The following is a 16,749-nucleotide window of genomic DNA, read 5'->3' on the forward strand; positions in this document are numbered from 1 at the left end:
CGGCCATAGCGTGAGGGAAACGCCCGGTTACATTCCGAACCCGGAAGCTAAGCCTCACAGCGCCGATGGTACTGCAGGGGGGACCCTGTGGGAGAGTAGGACACCGCCGGACTTCTTTTAAGCAAATGGCCACCCATCGTTGGGTGGCCATTTTGCGTTAACAACAACAACGAGAACAGGGAGCATCATGCCGGAAGAGGAAGAGCGCCGTCCGCGTCGCAACGACGACAATGGATCGCGCGGTCACCGACCTTCCGGAGGGCGCTCGGATCAGAACCGAAGCAGCGGTCCGCGTCGCGATGACGCGCCCCGACGCGAGGGTGGTTACAACCGTGATGGTGGTGCTCCTCGTTCTGGTGGGTACAACCGTGATGGTGGTGCCCCTCGTTCGGGCGGGTACAGCCGTGACGGTGGCGCTCCTCGTTCGGGTGGCTACAACCGCGACGGTGGCGCTCCGCGCCGTGACAACGACGGTTTCCGTTCTGGTGGGTACAGCCGTGATGGTGGTGCCCCTCGTTCGGGTGGGTACAACCGCGACGGTGGCGCTCCGCGCCGCGACAACGACGCCCCCCGCTCGGGTGGGTACAACCGTGATGGTGGCGCCCCGCGCCGCGACAACGACGCACCCCGCTCGGGCGGGTACCACCGTGACGGTGGCGCTCCGCGCCGCGACAACGACGCCCCCCGCTCGGGTGGGTACAACCGTGATGGTGGCGCCCCGCGCCGCGACAACGACGCACCCCGCTCGGGCGGGTACCACCGTGACGGTGGCGCTCCGCGCCGCGACAACGACGCCCCCCGCTCGGGTGGGTACAACCGTGATGGTGGCGCCCCGCGCCGCGACAACGACGCACCCCGCTCGGGCGGGTACCACCGTGACGGTGGCGCTCCGCGCCGCGACAACGACGCCCCCCGCTCGGGTGGGTACAACCGTGATGGTGGCGCCCCGCGCCGCGACAACGACGCACCCCGTTCGGGCGGGTACAGCCGTGATGGTGGTGCTCCGCGCCGCGACAACGACGCACCTCGCTCAGGTGGCTACAACCGCGACGGTGGCGCTCCGCGCCGCGAGGGTGGCTACAGCCGCGACGGCGGACAGGACCGCGACTCGTCGCGTTCGTACCCGCAGCGCGGGGTAGCGGGCCGCGAGCGTCCGATTCAGGCAGACGGTGATCGGCCGCGCTTCAACGACCCGCACATCCCGGATGAGGTCACGGCCCGGGACCTGCACACCTCGGCTCGCAACGAACTGAAGACCCTCAGCAAGGAGAACGCGGAGCTGGTCGCGCGTCACCTCGCCATGGCGTCTCAGCTCATCGACGAGGATCCGGCCCGTGCGCACGAGCACGCCCTCGCGGCTTCTCGCCGTGCAGGTCGCATCGCGATCGTCCGCGAGACGCTCGGAATCACTGCCTACGCCACGGAGGACTTCGCTCTGGCCCTTCGTGAGTTGCGCACCTACCGTCGCATCTCCGGCAAGGACGACCAGATCGCACTGATGGTCGACAGCGAGCGTGGCATCGGTCGCCCCGACCGTGCCCTCGAGACCGGTCGCGCCGTGGACCGGGCTGCTCTCCCCACGCCCGTGCGCGTCTCTCTGGCGATCGCTATGTCCGGTGCGCGCCTGGATCAGGGGGACCTCGAGCTCGCGCTCGGCGAACTCGAGATTCCTGAGCTCGACCCCGACCGCGCTTTCGAATGGAGTCCTGCGCTGTTCGCTGCTCGTGCAGCCGTGCTCGAGGACCTCGGACGAACCGACGAAGCCGAGTTCTGGGCACATCGTGCAGAGGTCGCCGCCCAGGCACTCGGTGTCGACGAGGCCGGCGACGAGGAGATCATCATCGAGGACGGCCTCATCGAAGGCGACTTCGACGACGACCATGACGACGCCCACGACGTTGACTCTGACTCTGACTCTGACTCTGACTCTGACTCTGTTGACGCTGAGGGCCACGCCGGTGCCGACGTCGAGGATGCCGTCGCCGCTGATGCTGCCGACGCTGATGCTGATGCTGATGCTGCCGACGCTGATGACGTCGAGCCCGAGCCGTCCATCGACGACGAGGTCCGCGAGCTCCTCGGTGAAGACGACGCCGACTCCGACGACGTGGCCGAGGGCTCCGCAGCATCCGAGACGTCGAAGGAGGCGTAGTGGGGCTGTTCTCCAAGAAGCCTGCATTGCGCACCCCGCTCGACGGCGTGGACGCTGTGCTCGCGGATCTGGATGGTGTCGTCTATGCGGGTCCTGGTGCGCTGCCGCATGCGGTGGAGAGCCTCAACGCGGCAGCGGCGACTGCTCGGCTCGGGTACATCACGAACAACGCGTCTCGTACGGACGCGTCGGTCGCCGAGCACCTGAGCAGTCTGGGTCTCGACGTCGCGCCTGCTGACGTGATCACCAGCCCGCAGGCTGCGATGCGGCTCCTTGCCGGAATCGTCCCGCCACCCGCCACGCTTCTGATCGTGGGTGGAGCGGGACTCGTCGACGAGGCGGAGAAGGCGGGCTACACCGTCACCCGCAGCGCCGAGGATGCGCCGGATGCCGTCGTGCAGGGTTTCGCTCCGGAGGTCGCCTGGACGGATCTCGCCGAAGCCGCCTTCGCGCTGAAGGTTCCCGAGGAGGAGGGTGGCATCCCGTGGATCGCCACCAACACCGACTGGACGATCCCGCGCGAGCGCGGCGTCGCCCCAGGGAACGGGACGCTCGTGTCTGCGGTGCACACCGCGATCGGACGACTCGCGACTGTGGCAGGCAAGCCCGAGACGCCGATCTTTGAAGAAGCCACAGAGCGCTTCGGTGCGAAGAAGCCGCTGTTCATCGGCGACCGCCTCGACACGGACATCCTCGGAGCCGTCCGCGCAGGCATCGACTCCGCGCTCGTGCTCACCGGAATCGACCGACCGAAGCACGTGCTCGCTGCGCCCGAGGGGTCTCGTCCGACGTACATCCTCAGCGACCTGCGCGAACTGCACCAGCCGTATCCGCAGGTCACGTCGAAAGACGGCGTCCACTCGGTGAACGGCGCATCTGTGCGGGTCGTAGGCGCCGACGTCGAGATCGTCGCCGAAGGAGACTCGCAGATCGATCTGCTGCGCGCCGGCGCCTCCGCGATCTGGGCCTCCGGTACTCCGGTGTTCGTGCTGCGGGTGCCCGAGCGTCTTTACGACGACCCGTTCCACCGACCCTGACCGGCGCCTCGCATCGCCGTGGCTCCGCCGACGTGTCGGCGGAGCCACGTACAGTAGAAGCGTGAGCGACGAGACGACGAACGCACCGACCGACGGTCTGTGGAGTCGACTGCGCCTGATCGAGGGGCAGCCGCTCGCTGCCAGAGCAGACGCATACTCCGGACTGCACGACGAGTTGTCACGCCGCCTCGACAGCGGCGCGAAGCTCGACCAGCGCGACGCGCCGGGTTCCCGATGACGCGACTCGATGCCGCCCTCGCCGCCCGAGGACTCGCTCGTTCGCGCACGCATGCGGCCACGCTCATCGCGGACGGCCTCGTGAGCATCGACGGGCGCCCCGTCGTGAAGGCCTCGACACCAGTCACGGACGCCGCGGAGATCACCGTCGCGGGCGCCGATCACTACGTCGGTCGCGGTGCGCACAAGCTGATCGCCGCTCTCGACGGATTCGGAATCTCTGCCGAGGGCCGCCTCGCGCTCGACATGGGCGCCTCCACCGGCGGCTTCACGCAAGTGCTTCGTGAGCGCGGAGCGCGGCGCGTTCTCGCCGTCGACGTGGGCCACGCCCAGATGGCCGGCGCCGTGGCATCCGACACCGGGGTCGTGGTCGTCGAGGGCTACAACGTCCGTCACATGACTCCCGAGAACCTGCAGGAGGTCACGGGTGAGATGTCGGCCCCCGACCTCATCGTCGGCGACCTGTCCTTCATCTCCCTCGAGCATGTGCTGCCGGCTGTCGCCGAGGTGGCGGCGCCCGGCGCAGACATCATCCTGCTCGTGAAGCCGCAGTTCGAGGTCGGTCGCACCGCGGTGCGCGGCGGACTCGTCACCGACCCTGCCACGCGCGCTGATGCGGTCGCGCGCACAGCGTGGAGCGCCTGGGACTCCGGTCTGGGTATGCTCGGCATCCTCACCTCGCCGATCCTCGGGACGCACGGCAACTCGGAGTATCTCCTGCACCTCGCTCCGGGGCGCGGCAGCGATCCGTCAGAATGGTCGGACCGCATCAACGCACTGGCAGGGAGACGATGAACGAGCGCAACATCCTGGTCGTCGCCCACGCCGGCCGGGAAGCCACCGTCGAGGCCGCCCGCAAGGTCGTCGACGAACTCCGCGGGGCCGGCGCACGCCCTGTGCTTCCGCCCGACGAGAGCGGCGACCTGCGTGCCGTCGATCCTCACTTCGCTGACGTCGACATCCTCGGCGAGACGGTGCAGCAGGACGAGCTCGAGCTCGCGATCGTCCTCGGCGGCGACGGCACGATCCTCCGCGCCGCCGAACTGGTGCGCGGCTGCTCGGCTCCGGTGCTCGGCATCAACATGGGCCACGTCGGGTTCCTCGCCGAGATCGACCGAGACGACATGGATGCGGCAGTGCGGCGCGTGATCGACCGCGACTACGAGGTCGAAGAGCGCCTGGCGCTGTCGGTGCGCGTCAAAGACGCCGACGGTGCCGTCGTGTACGAGACCTTCGCGCTGAACGAGGCGACGGTCGAGAAGGCCAGCCGTGAACGCATGATCGAGGTCGTGCTCGAGATCGACGGTCTGCCTCTGTCGAGCTTCGGGTGCGACGGCATGGTCGTGTCGACGCCGACCGGATCGACCGCCTACAACTTCTCCGCCGGGGGACCGGTCATCTGGCCCAGCGTCGAGGCCATCGCGGTCGTGCCGCTGTCGGCTCATGCGCTGTTCGCCAAGCCGCTCGTGGTCAGCCCCGACGCTGCCGTGGCGATCGAGATGCTCGAGGGCACCTCGGGTTCCGGCATCCTCTGGTGCGATGGTCGCCGCTCGCATGACCTGCCTCCGGGCGCGCGTGTCGTGGTGCGCAAGTCCTCGCGCCCGGTGCGCCTCGCGCGCCTGCACCCCACAGAGTTCACCAACCGACTGGTGCGCAAGTTCCAGCTGCCGGTCGCCGGATGGCGCGGACAGGGGGCTGCCTCGTGATCGAGGAGATGCGGATGCAGGGCCTCGGCGTGATCGCCGACGCCGTGCTGCCCCTCGGTGCCGGTTTCACCGCGATCACCGGCGAGACCGGTGCGGGCAAGACGATGGTCGTGACCGGCCTCGGACTGCTGCTCGGCCAGCGGGCAGACTCCGGCGCTGTTCGAGCAGGTGCGGCCCAGGCATCCGTCGCGGGAGTATGGATCGTGCCCGAGACGGGCGACGTCGCCGACATCGTCGCAGACGCCGGCGGAGAGCTGGAGCCGGCAGGATCGGGTGCCGCCGAGCTGTACGTCTCTCGCACGCTGAGCGCCGAGGGGCGCAGCCGTGCGAGCGTCGGAGGACGCGCGGCGCCGGCGGGAGTGCTGTCGGCCCTGGCCGAGGAACTGGTCGTCGTGCACGGTCAGTCCGAGCAGCTGCGGCTGCGCTCGTCCGCGGCGCAACGCGATGCCCTCGATCGCTTCGGAGGGGCGTCGATCGCTGCGGCGCTCGACGCCTACTCATCGTCGTTCACACGGTGGCGCGAGCTGGATGCCGAGATCACCGACATCACCGAGAACCGAGATCGCCGAGCCGAAGAGGCGTCGCGCCTCCGCGAGGCATTGGCACTCATCGAGGCCGCAGCCCCCGAACCGGGGGAGGACGTCGAGCTGGCGGCACGGGCCGAGCGTCTCGCGAACGCCGAAGAGCTGCGTCTCGCCGCCTCGCTCGCGCACAGCGCGCTCTCGAGCGAAGAGGGCGAGCCCGATGCATCCGCTCTGGTCGCCGAAGCCCGTCGAGCGCTCGAGCGCGTCTCCGACACCGCACTCACCGACATCTCGGCCGCTCTCGCGGACATCGGCTATCGCATCGCCGATGTCGCCGGGCAGCTCTCGGCATACCTGGCCGATCTCGACGAGACGGGACCACACGAGCTGGCGGCCGTCGAAGAGCGACGTGCGGCTCTGGGCACGCTGATCCGCGCGCACGGTTCGCTGGACGAGGCCCTCGAGCTCTGGCAGACAGGGTCGACGAGGCTCGCGGAACTCGATGACGACGGGGAGCGGCTCGATCGCCTCGAAGCGGAACGTGACGCCGCCCGCGCAGCGCTCGATGCGCATGCTGACGCCCTGACGGCGGAGCGCACCGCCGCCGCCGCGCGGCTCGGTGTCGCCGTGAGCGAGGAGCTGCATGCCCTCGCGATGCCCGACGCGACCCTCGAGGTCGCGGTCACGCCGGGCACGGAGAGCGCTCACGGTCGCGACGACGTCGCGATCCTGCTCGCACCGCACCCCGGAGCCGAACCCCGATCGGTCGGCAAGGGTGCGTCCGGCGGTGAGCTCTCGCGTGTGATGCTCGCGATCGAGGTCGTCATCGCCGGAACCGACCCCGTGCCGACCTTCGTGTTCGACGAGGTCGATGCCGGCATCGGCGGCGCCGCGGCGATCGAGGTCGGCCGACGACTCGCCCGACTTGCAGAGAAGTCGCAGGTGATCGCCGTCACTCATCTGGCTCAGGTCGCCGCCTTCGCCACCAACCACCTCTCGGTCGTCAAATCCAACGACGGAGCAGTCACCGCGTCGAGTGTCCGCCGTCTCGAGGGACAGGAGCGCGAGGCCGAGATGGCTCGCCTGCTGTCCGGATTGACCGATTCGGATGCCGCGATCACCCATGCCCGAGAACTTCTCAGCCTCGGCACCTCCACCTCCTGATAGGATCGAAGCCCGTGATGAACTCTTCTTCTGCGGGGCCCAAGAACGACACGACCAAGCACATCTTTGTGACGGGTGGTGTCGTTTCGTCTTTGGGTAAAGGGCTCACTGCCGCAAGCCTCGGCAACCTCCTCACGGCCCGCGGACTCCGCGTCGTGATGCAGAAGCTCGACCCGTATCTGAATGTCGATCCGGGCACCATGAACCCGTTCCAGCACGGCGAGGTCTTCGTCACCGATGACGGTGCCGAGACCGATCTCGACATCGGACACTACGAGCGCTTCCTCGACATCAACCTGTCTGAGGCCGCCAACGTCACGACCGGTCAGATCTACTCGCAGGTGATCGCACGCGAGCGCCGCGGCGAGTACCTCGGCGACACCGTGCAGGTCATTCCGCACATCACCGACGAGATCAAGCGTCGCATGCGTCTGCAGGCGACCGAGGACCCGCGACCTGATGTGATCATCACCGAGGTCGGTGGCACGGTCGGCGACATCGAGTCGCAGCCGTTCCTCGAGTCGGCACGCCAGCTGCGTCACGAGCTCGGCCGCGACAGCGTCTTCTTCGTGCACGTGTCACTCGTCCCGTTCATGGGTGCGTCCGGCGAGCAGAAGACCAAGCCGACGCAGCACTCCGTCGCCGCGCTCCGCCAGGTCGGCATCCAGCCCGACGCGCTCGTGCTGCGCAGCGACCGCCCGGTGAGCGAGAGCAACCGCAACAAGATCGCTCTCATGTGCGACGTCGACGCCGAGGGCGTCATCAACACGGTCGACCTGCCGAGCATCTACGACATCCCGTCGACACTCAACGACCAGGGTCTCGACTCGTACATCGTGCGCCGCCTCGGTCTCGACCAGAAGGCCGCAGACGAGGTCGACTGGACCCGCTGGAGCAAGGTGCTGCACGCCGTGCACAACCCCAAGCACGAGGTGACCATCGGTCTGGTCGGCAAGTACATCGACCTGCCCGACGCGTACCTCTCCGTGACCGAGGCGCTCAAGGCCGGCGGGTTCGCGCAGGAGACCAAGGTCAACATCCGCTGGATCCCGTCAGACCGCTGCGAGACCCCAGAGGGCGCGAAGGAGCAGCTCGGCGAGCTCGACGGCATCTGCGTTCCCGGTGGATTCGGCATCCGCGGCATCGAGGGCAAGCTGGGCGCGTTGAAGTTCGCGCGCGAGCAGGGCATCCCGACCCTCGGACTCTGCCTCGGCCTGCAGTGCATGGTCATCGAGTACGCCCGCGATGTGGCCGGCATCGCCGAGGCATCCTCGAGCGAGTTCGACCCGCAGACCTCCGAGCCCGTCATCGCCACGATGGCCGAGCAGGTCGAGATCCTCGACGGCGGCGACCTCGGCGGCACCATGCGTCTGGGGCTCTACCAGGCGGCACTCGCCGAGGGGTCTCTGGCGCGGGAGCTGTACGGTGCGCCCGAGGCGTCGGAGCGCCACCGTCACCGCTACGAGGTCAACAACGCCTACCGTGCGCGTCTCTCCGAGGCCGGTCTCGTGTTCTCGGGCCTGAACCCCGAGCTCGATCTGGTCGAGTACGTCGAGTTGCCGCGCGATGTGCACCCGTACTACATCGCGACGCAGGCTCACCCGGAACTCCGCTCGCGTCCGACCGCCCCGCACCCCCTGTTCCGCGGACTGGTCGGAGCCGCGATCGACCGTCACCGCTCCAGCGAGCTGTTCGACGTCGAAGCCGATGCCTGAGTTCGTCGAAGCCGATGCCTGAGTTCGACGACCTGCGTGACGAGCCCTCCGAGCCGGAGGTCCTGCAGAGCGACCTTGCGTACGAGGGTGCCGTCTGGAACGTCCGCGACGACCGGGTGCGCTACGGCGACGGAGAGATCCGCCGCCAGTACGTCGCGCACACGGGCGCCGTGGCGATCCTCGCTCTGGACGACGAGGGGCGGGTGCTGCTGATCCAGCAGTACCGGCATCCGATCCGCCACCGTGACTGGGAGCTGCCCGCCGGTCTGCTCGACGTGGCAGGGGAGGAGCCGCTCGAGGCCGCTCGACGCGAGCTCGCCGAAGAGGCCGACCTGGTCGCAGCGCACTGGGAGCCGCTCGTCTCGACGTGGACCACTCCCGGCGGAAACGACGAGCTCATCCACGTCTTCCTCGCGACCGGTGTCTCGGCGGCGCAGAACGCGCACGCACGCGAGGACGAAGAGGCCGACATCCGCGTGGAGTGGGTTCCGCTCGACGCCGCGGTCTCAGCGGTTCTCGACGGGCGGATGCGCAACGGCATCCTCGGCATCGGCGTGCTCGCAGCCGCCCAGAGGCTGCGCGACCGGAGCTGAGCATGCAGCTCGATCGTGCGTTGGACACGTATCTGCGCCACGTCACGATCGAGCGCGGTCTCAGCGAGCACACGATCGCCGCCTATCGACGCGATCTCGGTCTCTACCTCGAGTGGCTGGATGCCGACGGGATCACCGACACGGCGGAGATCAGCGCGGCCGTCGTCGGGCGATTCATCGCCGATCGATCTGGCGCCGAGCCGGCTCCTGCAGCGACCAGCCTTGCGCGGCTGCAGTCGTCCGTGCGCGGGTGGCACCGTTTCCTTGCGCGCGAGGGCATTGAACAGGACGACCCGAGCGGCCGTCTTCGTCCGCCCAAGGCCCCTCGCCGGCTGCCCAAGGCGCTGACGATCGATCAGGTCGAGCGCCTGCTCGGCGCGCCCAGCGCGGAAGAGCCGATAGGGATCCGCGACAGAGCACTGCTGGAGCTGCTCTATGCGACCGGCGCCCGGGTGTCCGAGGCGGTCGGACTCGACGTCGACGACCTCGCTCACGGCGATGTGCTGCGCCTTCGAGGAAAAGGGTCGAAGGAGCGCATCGTGCCGATCGGCTCGTTCGCCCGTGACGCGGTTGATGCGTATCTCACCCGCGTCCGGCCAGGACTCGCGGCCAAGGGGCGGGCATCGGCGCGACTCTTCCTGGGTGCGCGCGGCGCCCCGCTGTCACGGCAGAGCGCATGGCTCGTCATCCGCTCGGCGGCAGAGCACGCGCACATCAGCGCCGAGGTATCGCCGCACACGCTGCGACACTCGTTCGCGACACACCTGCTGCAGGGCGGTGCCGACGTGCGCGTCGTGCAGGAGCTGCTCGGACACGCCTCGGTCGCGACGACGCAGATCTACACGCACGTATCGGTCGACACCCTGCGGGACATCTACGCCACTTCGCACCCGCGCGCCCGCTGAGATCGCGGCTCACGGAGCGAAATCGCGGGATCGCCGGGGCTGAGGCGGTGATCCCCCCGGGCGATCGGTAGACTCGACCGAGCACGAAAGAGCAGGAGAATCGGTGGCTGAGAACGCGGCGAAGTCCAGGGCGAAGACGTCGAAGAACGACGACACCCCCATGGGACCCACCGGGCGTCCCTATCACGGCTTCGCGACCCCGGAACCGCTCGCCTCGCACGGGCCCGCACGCATCATCGCACTGTGCAACCAGAAGGGCGGCGTCGGCAAGACGACGACCGCGATCAACCTCGCCGCGGCCCTCGCCGAATACGGCCGCAAGGTCCTGGCCGTCGACTTCGACCCGCAGGGCGCGCTGTCGGCAGGCCTCGGCATCCAGACGCACGACGTGCCGACCGTGTACGACCTGCTGCTCGACACCAAGCGCGATGCGCACGACGCGATCGTCCCCTCCGGGGTCGACGGTCTCGACGTGATGCCGGCGAACATCGACCTGTCCGCCGCCGAAGTGCACCTCGTGAACGAGGTCGCGCGCGAGACGATCCTCGCCCGTGTTCTGCGCCAGGTGGCGGGGGAGTACGACGTCATCCTGATCGACTGCCAGCCCTCGCTCGGGCTGCTCACGGTGAACGCGCTGACCGCGGCTCATGGCGTCATCATCCCGCTCGAGTGCGAGTTCTTCGCGCTTCGCGGTGTGGCTCTCCTGATCGAGACGATCGACAAGGTGCGAGACCGGCTGAACCCGTCGATCACGATGGACGGCCTTCTCGCCACCATGTACGACCCGCGCACGCTGCACTCGCGTGAGGTTCTCGAGCGTGTGGTCGAGGCTTTCGGCGACGATGTCCTGGAGACCGTGATCGGTCGCACGGTCAAGTTCCCCGACGCGTCGGTCTCGGGTGTGCCGATCACCGAGTTCGCTCCGGAGCACGCTGCCGCGCAGGCATACCTGCGGCTGGCGCGGGAGCTGGTCACCCGTGGCGCTGTCGCCTGAGCTCGAGCCGTCAGACACCCCGGCTCAGTCCGTCTCACCAGCTCAGTCCGTCTCACCAGCAGAATCCGCGGCACCTGCCGAGGCCGCGCAAGAAGCGCCTGTCGCGGATGCCGGATTCCGCGTCTCCCTGTCGAACTTCGACGGCCCGTTCGATCTGCTGCTGAACCTCATCTCGAAGCACGAGATGGACATCACCGAGGTCTCGCTGAGCGCGGTCACGAACGAGTTCATCGCGTACCTCAGAGAGCTCGACGACGACGAGGAGCTCGACCAGGCGTCGGAATTCCTGGTGGTCGCGGCGACGCTGCTCGACATGAAGGTGGCAGGTCTGCTGCCGCAGGGTGAGCTGGTGGATGCCGAGGCCGTCGCGCTCCTCGAAGCCCGAGACCTTCTCTTCGCGCGCCTCCTGCAGTATCGCGCCTTCAAGGAGGTGTCGGCCTGGTTCGCGCGGTGCCTGCAGCGCGAGGACCGACGTCACGTGCGCGCGGTCAGGCTCGACGAGAAGCACCGGCGGAAGACGCCTGAGCTCGTCTGGTCGCTCAACGTCGACGATTTCGCCGCTCTCGCGCTCCTGGCGTTCGCGCCGAAGGAGATCCCGCATGTCGGTCTCGATCACCTGCACGCTCCGCTCGTCAGCATCCGCGAGCAGGCCGCGATCGTCGTCACCCTGCTTCGCACCGCGGAGTCGCTGAGCTTCCGCGAGCTCGTGGCCGGTGTGAGCGAGCCGGGCATCGTCGTCGCGCGGTTCATCTCCGTGCTGGAGCTCTACCGGCACGCCGCCCTCTCTTTCGAACAACTGGAACCACTCGGCGAGCTGACGCTGCGCTGGGCCGCCGACTCCTGGTCGGATGAGACACTCGCATCGCTGGGAGCCGACTATGACCGATGACGTGACCGAAGCTGCGACCGGTGCCGCGACCGACGGGGCCGTGCGCGAGTCGCCGCTGTCCGAGCGCATCGAGGCGATCCTCCTGATCATCGACGAGCCGATCGGTCTCGTCGCCCTCGCGGCAGCCGTCGGATCGCCGGTGGCGGCAGTGCGGCAGACGATCGAGACGCTGGTCGACGACTACGACGGCAACGGCCAGGGCCCGCGTCGCGGCTTCGAACTGCGCGAGGTCGGCGGGGGATGGCGCCTGTACGTCCGCGAGGACCACGACGATGTCGTCGCAGAGTTCGTCGGAGGGCAGGCGCCTGCCCGACTCTCGCAAGCGGCGCTCGAGACGCTCGCCGTGATCGCGTATAAGCAGCCGGTCACGCGCAGCCAGGTGGCATCGATCCGCGCGGTGAACGTCGACTCGGTCGTGCGCACGCTGCTCGCTCGAGGTCTCATCACCGAGCTGTTCGCAGACTCCGAGACCGGCGCGATCAACTACGGCACCACCGACGCGCTCCTGCAGCACCTGGGCATCAACACGCTCGATGAGCTGCCACCGATCTCTCCTCTGCTCGACGACGGCGCAGACGGTTTCGACGAAGGGACCATCCGATGACCTCGGTTGAACCCGCTCGTCCGATGACGTCCGGTCGCGGCGAGATGCACAGATTCAGTTTCAACGAAGGGACCATCCGATGAGCGGCTTCGAGACACCAGAGGGCATCCGCCTGCAGAAGGTGCTGTCGGCGGCGGGCGTGGCCTCACGACGCGTGATCGAGCAGTACATCGTCGAGGGACGCATCCGGGTCAACGGAGAGACCGTCACTGAGCTCGGCCGCCGCGTCGACCCGGAGACCGACCTCATCGACGTGGACGGCACGGCGGTTCAGCTCGACGTGTCGAAGCGATACGTCATGCTCAACAAGCCGACCGGAGTGGTCAGCAGTCTTCGTGACGAGAACGGCCGGCCCGATCTCCGCGTCTTCACCGACGAGTACGAGGAGCGCCTGTACAACGTCGGGCGACTCGACGCCGAGACCAGCGGACTGCTCGTCCTGACGAACGACGGCGACCTCGCACACGTGCTCGCGCACCCGTCTTTCGGCGTCACCAAGGTGTACATCGCAAAGGTCGAGGGCGAGGTGACCGCGCAGACGATCTCGAAGCTCACCAAGGGCATCGACCTCGACGACGGTCCGATCGCGGCAGACAAGGCGCGGCTGCTCGACACCTCTCGCGGGTCGAGTCTCGTCGAGCTGACACTGCACTCGGGGCGCAATCGGATCGTCCGAAGGATGCTGGCTGCGGTCGGACACCCGGTGAGCGAACTCGTTCGCCGTCAGTTCGGCCCGCTGCACCTGGGAACCCTCCCGGTTGGGAAGACCCGTGAACTGACTAAAATCGAACTCGGCGCACTCTTGACTCTGTCGCGCCGTGATTCCGGTGTCGCCGAGGCGCCAGGCGAGCAACAGGAGAACGAGTGACCGATACGACGAGTGCGCCCACGGGGGCTCGGAGTTCTGTCGCGCCGCGAATCGCCGCCAGACTCTCCGGCACCGTTCGGGTGGTCGGCGCCGGTCTACTCGGTGCGAGCATCGGCCATGCGCTTCGCGCCAAGGGCGTCGACGTGGTGCTCGCCGACACATCACCGGCTCAGCTGCGCCTCGCGATCGACTACGGAGCCGGTCGCTCGGCTGCCGACGATGACTCGCCGGTGCTGATCGTGGTCGCCGTGCCGCCGGACGTCACCGCGGATGTCATCGAGTCGGAGCTGGCTCGTTTTCCGCACGCCGTCGTCACGGACGTGGCGAGCGTCAAGCTCGAGCCCTTCCACAGTCTGCAGAGACGCGGAGTCGATCTGACCCGCTACATCGGTTCGCACCCGCTCGCCGGACGCGAGCGCGGTGGGGCGATCTCCGCTCGCGCAGACCTGTTCATCGGACGCCCCTGGGTCGTGTGCCGCGACGCCGACACAAAGGCAGCAGATCTCGCGCTCGTCGAAGCGCTCGCTCTCGACGTCGGTGCGATGCCTCTTGAGATGACCCCCGAGGAGCACGACCGCTCGGTCGCGCTCACCTCTCACGTTCCTCAGGTCGTCGCGAGCCTGCTCGCCGGACGGCTCGCCGAGGCCGATGAGGGTGCGCTGCGGCTCTCCGGCCAGGGCGTGCGCGACACGACCCGCATCGCCGCCTCCGCTCCTGAGCTCTGGGTGCAGATCCTCGGCGCGAACGCCGGGCCGGTGGTCGAGATCCTCGACGCCCTGGCATCCGACCTCCAGGAAGTGTCCGATGCGCTGCGCGCCCCCGAAGCTCCCGGCGCTCGGCGCGTGGTCGCCGAGACGATCCGACAGGGCAACGACGGTGTCGAGCGGCTTCCGGGAAAGCACGGACAGAACCGGCGGTTCGAGTCGCTCATCGTGATGATCGACGACACCGCCGGCCAGCTCGGGCGACTGTTCGGAGAGCTCGGAGAGCTCGGCGTCAACGTCGAGGACCTGCGTCTCGAGCACTCACCGGGCGCACAGTTCGGCCTCGCCGAGATCAGTGTCGAGCCCGCAGCGCTGCACGGTGCGATCACCGGACTCCAGGAACGCGGCTGGCGGATTGCAGGTACGACCAATGACTGATTTCATCGCGATCGACGGGCCTGCGGGTTCCGGCAAGTCCAGTGTGTCCAAGACGGTCGCCCGCACTCTGGGCTTCGGCTACCTCGACACGGGGTCGGCCTATCGCGCTCTCGCCTGGCACGTGCTCGATCGAGGGGCCGACACGGCGGATGCTGCCGCGGTGCTCGACGCCGTCGCCGACTTCCCCGTGCGCCTCGGTCTCGACCCCGATGACCGGACGGTGCGCGTCGGCGACGTCGACGTCACGGACGCGATCCGCGAGCCCTCCGTCTCGGGCGCCGTCAGCGGAGTGGCTCGTGTCCCCGAGGTGCGCGACCGGGTCAATCGCCTGTTCCGCACCCTCGTCGCCGAAGCGCCCTACCCGGCGGTCGTCGTCGAGGGGCGCGACATCACCACCGTGGTGGCTCCAGACGCCCCGGTGCGGATCCTTCTCACGGCTGCGCCCGAGGTGCGCGCCGCACGACGTGCCGGCGAACTCGCCGGCGAGAACGCCGAGACCGTCGCGGCTGCACTGCACAAGCGCGACGCTTCAGACAGCGCCGTCGTCGACTTCCTGAACGCCGCAGACGGCGTCGAGGTCGTCGATTCGACGGAGCTCGATTTCACACAGACCATCGACGCCGTCCTCGCGGTGATCGAACGAACCCGAGGAGTACACCATGGCTGACGACGAATACGAAGGCGGCCCCGACCAGCTCGCCGAGAAGATGGCGCAGCTCGACGAGCAGCTCGCCGAAGCGCGTGCCGAGACACTGCGCGCGGGCCTCGCCGACTACGACCTCGACGACGAGGATGCCGCGCTCCTCGCCGGCATCACGATGGGCGAGGACGGCATCCAGTTCTTCCCCGCTCTGCCGGTCGTGGCGATCGTCGGTCGCCCGAATGTCGGCAAGTCGGCGCTCGTGAACCGCATCCTCGGACGCCGTGAGGCCGTCGTCGAGGACACCCCCGGCGTGACCCGCGACCGCGTGACGTACAAGGCCGAGTGGGCCGACCGTCGCTTCTCGCTCGTCGACACCGGAGGCTGGGAGCCCGACGCGCGCGGCATCGACCGCTCGGTCGCCGCGCAGGCGGAGGTCGCGATCGACCTCGCCGACGTCGTGCTGTTCGTCGTCGACGCGATGGTCGGCGCCACGTCGACCGACGAGCACGTCGTGAAGATGCTGCGCAAGAGCGGCAAGCCCGTCTTCCTCGTCGCGAACAAGATCGATGACGCCCGTCAGGAGCCCGAAGCGGCAGCCCTCTGGAACCTCGGTCTCGGCGAGCCGCACCCGGTGTCGGCCATCCATGGTCGCGGTGTCGCCGACCTGCTCGATGAGCTGCTGAAGACGCTCCCCGATGTCTCGGCCGTCGCGAAGGCCGAGATCGGCGGACCGCGTCGCGTCGCGATCCTCGGTCGCCCCAACGTCGGCAAGTCGTCGTTGCTCAACAAGGCGGCGGGTGAAGAGCGCGTGGTCGTCAACGACCTCGCCGGCACGACCCGCGACCCGGTCGATGAGATCGTCGAGCTCGGCGGCAAGCTGTGGCGTCTGGTCGACACCGCCGGCATCCGTCGTAGGGTGCACATGGCGCAGGGCGCCGACTTCTACGCCTCGTTGCGTACGTCGGCCGCACTCGAGAAGGCCGAGGTCGGTGTCGTCGTGCTCGACGTGTCCGAGTCGATCAGCGAGCAGGATGTTCGCATCATCGACCTGGTGCTCGAGTCGGGCCGTGCGCTCGTGCTCGCGTTCAACAAGTGGGACCGTCTGAACGACGACGACCTCGAGAACGCGGATCGTCGACGCTACCTCGAGCGGGAGATCGAGCAGGATCTGGCGCACGTCGCCTGGGCCCCGCGCGTGAACATCTCGGCGAAGACCGGCCGTCACCTCGACAAGCTGGTGCCCGCGCTCGAGACTGCTCTCATGAACTGGGATCGTCGCATCCCGACCGGCAAGTTCAACGCGTTCCTCGCCGAGCTGGTCGCGGAGCACCCGCACCCGCTGCGTGGAGGCAAGCAGCCGCGCATCCTGTTCGGCACGCAGGCGTCGACTCGTCCGCCGACGTTCGTGCTGTTCACGACCGGCTTCCTCGACCCCGGCTACCGTCGATTCATCCAGCGTCGCCTTCGCGAGCTCTACGAATTCGACGGAACCCCGATCGTCATCAACATGCGGGTGCGCGAGAAGCGCCAGCGCTGATCCGCGGCCGGGTCGCACGTGTGGACACCTGTTCCCGCG

The 16,749-nt window shown here is 68.4% G+C and carries 16 protein-coding genes and 1 rRNA gene; all 17 read left to right on the top strand.

Annotated features, from left to right (window positions below):
• Window positions 1-112 (top strand): 5S ribosomal RNA (gene rrf, locus ACLKOY_RS00005); the annotation flags it as partial.
• Between the two features lie 75 nt (window positions 113-187).
• Window positions 188-2,152, top strand: a complete 1,965-nt coding sequence (locus ACLKOY_RS00010; RefSeq protein WP_436451926.1) for a primosomal protein — start codon at window positions 188-190, stop codon at window positions 2,150-2,152.
• Window positions 2,152-3,189, top strand: a complete 1,038-nt coding sequence (locus ACLKOY_RS00015; protein WP_436451927.1) for an HAD-IIA family hydrolase — start codon at window positions 2,152-2,154, stop codon at window positions 3,187-3,189. The genes ACLKOY_RS00010 and ACLKOY_RS00015 overlap by 1 nt, the downstream gene beginning before the upstream one ends.
• 61 nt (window positions 3,190-3,250) lie before the next feature.
• Window positions 3,251-3,427 (top strand): hypothetical protein, encoded by a 177-nt coding sequence (locus tag ACLKOY_RS00020; RefSeq protein ID WP_290161889.1) that lies wholly within the window; start codon window positions 3,251-3,253, stop codon window positions 3,425-3,427.
• The gene (locus ACLKOY_RS00025) at window positions 3,424-4,221 is read left to right on the top strand and encodes a TlyA family RNA methyltransferase (protein WP_436451928.1); all 798 of its coding nucleotides are present in this window, start codon (window positions 3,424-3,426) and stop codon (window positions 4,219-4,221) included. Before ACLKOY_RS00020 ends, ACLKOY_RS00025 begins: the two co-directional genes overlap by 4 nt.
• Window positions 4,218-5,132: an NAD kinase gene (locus tag ACLKOY_RS00030; protein WP_363569701.1), complete on the top strand. Its 915-nt coding sequence runs from the start codon at window positions 4,218-4,220 to the stop codon at window positions 5,130-5,132. The genes ACLKOY_RS00025 and ACLKOY_RS00030 overlap by 4 nt, the downstream gene beginning before the upstream one ends.
• Window positions 5,129-6,820: a DNA repair protein RecN gene (recN, locus tag ACLKOY_RS00035; RefSeq protein ID WP_436451929.1), complete on the top strand. Its 1,692-nt coding sequence runs from the start codon at window positions 5,129-5,131 to the stop codon at window positions 6,818-6,820. The genes ACLKOY_RS00030 and recN overlap by 4 nt, the downstream gene beginning before the upstream one ends.
• A gap of 17 nt (window positions 6,821-6,837) precedes the next feature.
• Window positions 6,838-8,535 carry a CTP synthase gene (locus ACLKOY_RS00040; protein ID WP_363569703.1) on the top strand — a complete coding sequence of 566 codons (1,698 nt, stop codon included), beginning with the start codon at window positions 6,838-6,840 and terminating at the stop codon, window positions 8,533-8,535.
• Between the two features lie 14 nt (window positions 8,536-8,549).
• Window positions 8,550-9,128, top strand: a complete 579-nt coding sequence (locus tag ACLKOY_RS00045) for an NUDIX domain-containing protein (protein ID WP_436451930.1) — start codon at window positions 8,550-8,552, stop codon at window positions 9,126-9,128.
• A 2-nt stretch (window positions 9,129-9,130) separates the two neighbouring features.
• Window positions 9,131-10,033, top strand: coding sequence for a site-specific tyrosine recombinase XerD (gene xerD, locus ACLKOY_RS00050; protein ID WP_436451931.1), 903 nt, complete (start codon window positions 9,131-9,133; stop codon window positions 10,031-10,033).
• Between the two features lie 160 nt (window positions 10,034-10,193).
• Window positions 10,194-11,027 (top strand): ParA family protein, encoded by an 834-nt coding sequence (locus tag ACLKOY_RS00055; protein WP_140038740.1) that lies wholly within the window; start codon window positions 10,194-10,196, stop codon window positions 11,025-11,027.
• Window positions 11,011-11,916, top strand: coding sequence for a segregation and condensation protein A (locus ACLKOY_RS00060; protein ID WP_436451932.1), 906 nt, complete (start codon window positions 11,011-11,013; stop codon window positions 11,914-11,916). Before ACLKOY_RS00055 ends, ACLKOY_RS00060 begins: the two co-directional genes overlap by 17 nt.
• Window positions 11,906-12,520: an SMC-Scp complex subunit ScpB gene (gene scpB, locus ACLKOY_RS00065; protein ID WP_436451933.1), complete on the top strand. Its 615-nt coding sequence runs from the start codon at window positions 11,906-11,908 to the stop codon at window positions 12,518-12,520. Before ACLKOY_RS00060 ends, scpB begins: the two co-directional genes overlap by 11 nt.
• A 79-nt stretch (window positions 12,521-12,599) precedes the next feature.
• The gene (locus ACLKOY_RS00070) at window positions 12,600-13,388 is read left to right on the top strand and encodes a pseudouridine synthase (RefSeq protein WP_140037482.1); all 789 of its coding nucleotides are present in this window, start codon (window positions 12,600-12,602) and stop codon (window positions 13,386-13,388) included.
• A complete protein-coding gene (locus ACLKOY_RS00075; RefSeq protein ID WP_436451934.1) occupies window positions 13,385-14,530 on the top strand; it encodes a prephenate dehydrogenase in 1,146 nt (381 codons plus the stop codon). The genes ACLKOY_RS00070 and ACLKOY_RS00075 overlap by 4 nt, the downstream gene beginning before the upstream one ends.
• On the top strand, window positions 14,523-15,197 hold the full coding sequence (gene cmk / locus ACLKOY_RS00080) for a (d)CMP kinase (protein ID WP_436451935.1): 675 nt from the start codon (window positions 14,523-14,525) through the stop codon (window positions 15,195-15,197). Before ACLKOY_RS00075 ends, cmk begins: the two co-directional genes overlap by 8 nt.
• A complete protein-coding gene (der, locus tag ACLKOY_RS00085; protein WP_436451936.1) occupies window positions 15,190-16,710 on the top strand; it encodes a ribosome biogenesis GTPase Der in 1,521 nt (506 codons plus the stop codon). Before cmk ends, der begins: the two co-directional genes overlap by 8 nt.
• Window positions 16,711-16,749: the final 39 nt, after the last annotated feature.

This window comes from Microbacterium sp. K2, assembly GCF_051365005.1.
Lineage (GTDB): Bacteria > Actinomycetota > Actinomycetes > Actinomycetales > Microbacteriaceae > Microbacterium > Microbacterium foliorum_B.

Coding starts and splice junctions, on each gene's coding strand:
- xerD (WP_436451931.1), top strand. CDS start 9,131: ATGCAGCTCGATCGTGCGTTGGACACGTATCTGCGCCACGTCACGATC.
- ACLKOY_RS00010 (WP_436451926.1), top strand. CDS start 188: ATGCCGGAAGAGGAAGAGCGCCGTCCGCGTCGCAACGACGACAATGGA.
- ACLKOY_RS00025 (WP_436451928.1), top strand. CDS start 3,424: ATGACGCGACTCGATGCCGCCCTCGCCGCCCGAGGACTCGCTCGTTCG.
- der (WP_436451936.1), top strand. CDS start 15,190: ATGGCTGACGACGAATACGAAGGCGGCCCCGACCAGCTCGCCGAGAAG.
- scpB (WP_436451933.1), top strand. CDS start 11,906: ATGACCGATGACGTGACCGAAGCTGCGACCGGTGCCGCGACCGACGGG.
- ACLKOY_RS00040 (WP_363569703.1), top strand. CDS start 6,838: ATGAACTCTTCTTCTGCGGGGCCCAAGAACGACACGACCAAGCACATC.
- cmk (WP_436451935.1), top strand. CDS start 14,523: ATGACTGATTTCATCGCGATCGACGGGCCTGCGGGTTCCGGCAAGTCC.
- ACLKOY_RS00070 (WP_140037482.1), top strand. CDS start 12,600: ATGAGCGGCTTCGAGACACCAGAGGGCATCCGCCTGCAGAAGGTGCTG.
- ACLKOY_RS00055 (WP_140038740.1), top strand. CDS start 10,194: ATGGGACCCACCGGGCGTCCCTATCACGGCTTCGCGACCCCGGAACCG.
- ACLKOY_RS00045 (WP_436451930.1), top strand. CDS start 8,550: ATGCCTGAGTTCGACGACCTGCGTGACGAGCCCTCCGAGCCGGAGGTC.
- ACLKOY_RS00030 (WP_363569701.1), top strand. CDS start 4,218: ATGAACGAGCGCAACATCCTGGTCGTCGCCCACGCCGGCCGGGAAGCC.